The 4,269-nt window shown below is 71.5% G+C and carries 5 protein-coding genes and 1 pseudogene; all 6 read right to left on the bottom strand.

Annotated elements, in window-relative coordinates; genetic code table 11:
• A pseudogene (locus Q7T52_RS01310) lies at window positions 1-409 on the bottom strand (polyphosphate kinase 2 family protein); the annotation flags it as partial.
• Window positions 410-448: 39 nt separating this feature from the next.
• Complete coding sequence (locus tag Q7T52_RS01305) at window positions 449-931, bottom strand: hypothetical protein (protein WP_304798855.1); 483 nt, start codon at window positions 929-931, stop codon at window positions 449-451.
• A 114-nt stretch (window positions 932-1,045) separates the two neighbouring features.
• Complete coding sequence (locus tag Q7T52_RS01300; RefSeq protein WP_304798853.1) at window positions 1,046-1,765, bottom strand: GNAT family N-acetyltransferase; 720 nt, start codon at window positions 1,763-1,765, stop codon at window positions 1,046-1,048.
• Between the two features lie 4 nt (window positions 1,766-1,769).
• Entirely contained in the window at window positions 1,770-2,255 is a 486-nt protein-coding gene (locus tag Q7T52_RS01295) for a phosphoribosyltransferase (RefSeq protein WP_304798851.1), read from the bottom strand.
• 19 nt (window positions 2,256-2,274) lie between these two features.
• Window positions 2,275-2,976 carry a regulatory protein RecX gene (locus Q7T52_RS01290; RefSeq protein ID WP_304798849.1) on the bottom strand — a complete coding sequence of 234 codons (702 nt, stop codon included), beginning with the start codon at window positions 2,974-2,976 and terminating at the stop codon, window positions 2,275-2,277.
• Window positions 2,960-4,021, bottom strand: a complete 1,062-nt coding sequence (gene recA / locus Q7T52_RS01285; protein ID WP_370692273.1) for a recombinase RecA — start codon at window positions 4,019-4,021, stop codon at window positions 2,960-2,962. Before recA ends, Q7T52_RS01290 begins: the two co-directional genes overlap by 17 nt.
• Window positions 4,022-4,269 lie beyond the last annotated feature (248 nt).

Genomic DNA, 4,269 nt, shown 5'->3' with positions numbered 1-4,269 from the left:
TGAGGACGTCCTCGTAGTGCGAGCGGTCGAAGACCCCGACGTAGCCGGGCAGGGGCAGGGCGCGCTCGATCCGCCAGAGGAAGTCGTGGGCGCGCTCCTCCTCGGTCGGGGCCTTGAACGAGGTGATCCGCACCCCCTGCGGGTCGAACAGGCCGACGGTGTGGCGCAGGGTGCCGCCCTTGCCCGAGGTGTCCATGCCCTGGAGCACCAGCAGCACCGACCGGTTGCCGTCGGCCTTGCCCTCGGCGAACAACCGCTCCTGCAGCTCCGCGAGCTCGTCGCCCATGGCCAGGAGGTCGGCGGCGCCGGACTTCTTCTTGCCGTCGTAGCCCGGGGCGGCGTCGGTCTCGATCGCTGCGAGGTCGACGGGACCGGAGGTCAGACGCAGGGCGTCCGCGATGCTGCTCATGGCCACCACCCTAGTGATGGCCGGGCCGGTCAGCCTGTGTCAGCGGGCGGCGAACAGTCGGCGTCCGACGCCGATGATCCCGAGGACGGCGAAGACGCCGAAGAGCGCGAGGTCCTTGCCGTACTCCTTGAGGACGTCGGGCTCGGTCAGCGCCATCCGGACGAACGTGAGGCGCGACGGGTCGGTGATGCCGAGGGTGTCGTAGACGTCCCAGGCGTCGCTCGCGACGATGGCGAAGAACGCGATGGCGACGCCGACGACGATGAGGACGAGCAGCGGGACCAGACCCTTGCGAGGTGAGCGGCCGGCGGCCTTCTCGTAGAGGTAGGCCGCCCCGAACGCGATCACCAGGCTGCTGATGGCGGCGACGTAGCCCAACCGCCAGATGACCACGGTGAGGGCGACCCCGCCGACGACGGCGCCGAGCGCGGCCAGGAGGCCGAGGCCGACGCGCTCGGTCGGCTGGACCGTGTCCGTCGCGGGCGGGGTGGGCTGGGTCGGGTAGGGCGACTGGTGGGACATGGGGAGCTCCGTTTCGGACGGACCGGGTCGGCCCGGGCGTGGGGGTGGGGCGGTGCTGGGGTGGCCCGCACCCTCTGAACGAGGGGTGGGCGCGGTGGTTACGGGCGGGGGTGCTCAGCCGACGACGGTGCGCAGGTCGAGGGTGCATCCCACCACGGTGTCGACCGAGCCGTCGGCCTGGGGCTCGTCGAACCAGAGGCCCTCGACGTACCCCGCCTTGGCCAGGGCGCGCAGCGAGGCCCGGTTGCGGTGGTCGGGCGCGGCGAACGCCCCGGTGGCGTCGGGGTGTCGGTCGCGCAGCTGCGTGGCCCAGGCCCACAGGCAGCGGGTCCCGATCCCGCGGCCGACCCACTCGGGCCGACCGATCAGGTAGTCGACGCCGATCGCGTCGGGGTCGGGCACGAGCAGCGCGTGGTCGGGGTAGTCGCGGATCCGGTAGTCCTGGGCCAGACCGACCGAGCGGCCGTTGACCTCCCAGACCCACATCGTGGTGGCGGACGTGCCCTCGATGCGGGGCGCGTACTTGGCGATGGCCGCGTCGAGGTCGGGGACGTCGTCATCCCACCACCTGCGCACGTGGTCGGCCGCACGCCAGGTCACGACGTCGGGCAGGTCACCGTAGGTCAGCGGTCGGAGCGCGACCTTGAGGGACGGGTCGACCGCGAACCGCTTGACCCCGCCCGAGAGGTCGACGGCGACCGGGTCGTCGACCCCGGGCGTCGTGCGCCGGGCGGCGGCCCACCAGGACTCCCCCGGTCGGACCGTGGTCAAGAAGGTGTCCTCGTCGACGCGAACCTCGACCTTGACCTCGACCTCGACCTCGACCCGGGTCACGGCGTCAGGAGCGGGCGCGGCTCACCAGCGGAGCCTGGGAGGACCACGGGAAGTCGACCCAGGCGTCGGTGGCCTTCCACGAGTAGTCGGGGCGCACGACGGAGCGCGACTTCTCGTAGACGACCGCGGTGCGGGCCTCGGCGACGTGGCCGGCGCAGTACTCCTGGACGTGACGCAGGGTCAGGCCGGTGTCGGCGACGTCGTCGGCGATCAGGACGCGGAGCCCGGCGAGGTCGACGACCGAGGGCACCGGCGGCAGCATCATCGGAACCTCGAGCCGCTCGTCGACGCCGGTGTAGAACTCGACGTTGACCGTCGAGAGGTTCTTGACGTCGAGGGCGTAGGCCAGGCCCATCCCGAGGGCGAGACCGCCGCGGGCGATGGACAGGATCACATCGGGCTCGAACCCGTCGTCGACCACCTGACGGGCCAGGTCGTCGACCGACTCACCGAAGGACTGCCAGGTCAGGACCTCACGCGGAAGCGACACGACCGGCAGTCTGGCACGGTCAGACCTCGACGTCAGGAGCCTCTCGCCCGGAGGTCGCGAGCTCGTCCTTGACCACGGCGTAGGCCTGGCCCGCGCCGTAGCCCTTGCGGGCCAGCATCCCGACCAGGCGACGGGTGGCGGTGGTGTCGTCGACGCGGCTGAGCGAGCGCAGCTTCTTGCGGACGAGGGCGCGGGCAGCCTCCTCCTCGTCGGCCGGGTCGACCTCGTCGAGCGCCTCGCGGGCGACCTCGTCGTCGATCCCCTTGCGGCGGAGCTCCTGGGCCAGGGCACGGCGGGCCAGGCCCTTGCCGCCGGCAGAGCCGCGGCCGAAGATCCAGGCCCGGGCGAACGCGTCGTCGTCGACCAGCCCGACCTCCTCGAACCGGACGAGCAGCCGGCTCGCGACGTCGTCGGGGACGCCCTTGCCGGCCAGCTTGTCGGCGAGCTCGCTGCGGGAGCGGGCCCGGCCGGTCAGCTGGTCGAGCAGGATCGTCCGCGCGACCGACTCGGGGTCGGCGTCGGGGCCGAGAGCCACCGGGTCGGCCGGGGCCAGCCAGCGGTTGGCGGACCGGCGGCGCCTGGTCGACGTACTCGGGTCGCCCTGCGGGTCGGGCGGGTCGGGCGGGTCGGGCGGGTCGGCCTGGTCACGACCGGCCGACCGCGTCCACGCGGCGACGCCCTCGTGGACGTCGCCGCGCCACGGCTCAGAAGTCGTCGACACCGATCGGCTTGTCGCTCAGGTCGGAGAGCTCGTCGGCCGGCTTCTCGACGCTGGGGCCGACACCGAGCTTCTCGAGGATCTTCTTCTCCAGCTCGTTGGCCAGGTCGGGGTTGTCCTTGAGGAACGTGCGGGCGTTCTCCTTGCCCTGGCCGAGCTGGTCGCCGTCGTAGGTGTACCAGGCGCCGGCCTTGCGGACGATGCCCGCCTCGACGCCGACGTCGATGAGGCCACCCTCGCGGCTGATGCCCTTGCCGTACATGATGTCGAACTCGGCCTGCTTGAACGGCGGGGCGACCTTGTTCTTGACGACCTTGACCCGGGTGCGGTTGCCGACCATGTCGGTGCCGTCCTTGAGGGTCTCGATGCGACGCACGTCGAGGCGGACCGAGGAGTAGAACTTCAGCGCGCGGCCACCGGTCGTGGTCTCGGGCGAGCCGAACATGACGCCGATCTTCTCCCGGAGCTGGTTGATGAAGATGGCGGTGGTGCCGGAGTTGTTGAGGGCACCGGTCATCTTGCGCAGCGCCTGGCTCATCAGGCGGGCCTGGAGACCGACGTGGCTGTCACCCATCTCGCCCTCGATCTCGGCGCGGGGCACGAGCGCGGCCACCGAGTCGATGACGATGAGGTCGAGCGCGCCGGAGCGGATGAGCATGTCGGCGATCTCGAGCGCCTGCTCACCGGAGTCGGGCTGCGACACCAGCAGGGCGTCGGTGTCGACGCCGAGGTTGGCCGCGTAGTCGGGGTCGAGCGCGTGCTCGGCGTCGATGAAGGCGACGATGCCGCCCGCGGCCTGGGCGTTGGCCACGGCGTGCAGCGCGACCGTCGTCTTGCCCGAGGACTCCGGGCCGTAGATCTCGACGACCCGGCCGCGCGGCAGGCCGCCCAGGCCGAGGGCCACGTCGAGGGCGATCGACCCGGTCGGGATGATCTCGAGGGGGGCGCGCGTCTCGTCGCCGAGGCGCATGACCGAGCCCTTGCCGAACTGCTTCTCGATGTTGAGAAGCGCCGCATCCAGGGCCTTGTCGCGGTCTCCACCAGCCATGATCTTGTGTCCTTACGTCAGTGTGTGTCGGATGTGAGGTCGTCGTCCTGATCTGTCCGGCGAGACGCTAGGGGTGACCACCGACAGTCCGCATCACCGAACGACCTGCCTGTGGATGACCGCCTGGATCAACGCCTCCAACGCGCACGAATCTATGCCGAACACACGTTCGAAGCCACCCGACACGCCGGTCCGGGTGGGTGACGGGTTCGGTGGGGGTGCGGGTGGGGCCGGTCGCGGGGCCGGTG

The sequence above is a fragment of the Nocardioides sp. genome (assembly GCF_030655615.1).
GTDB lineage: Bacteria > Actinomycetota > Actinomycetes > Propionibacteriales > Nocardioidaceae > Nocardioides.
The sequence above is the reverse complement of the archived record's forward strand: the minus strand, read 5'-3'. Positions and strand labels throughout refer to the sequence as shown.

What these genes read in the sequence shown, in the direction of transcription:
- Q7T52_RS01305 (WP_304798855.1), bottom strand. Translation starts at nt 931, where the DNA reads ATGTCCCACCAGTCGCCCTACCCGACCCAGCCCACCCCGCCCGCGACG.
- recA (WP_370692273.1), bottom strand. Translation starts at nt 4,021, where the DNA reads ATGGCTGGTGGAGACCGCGACAAGGCCCTGGATGCGGCGCTTCTCAAC.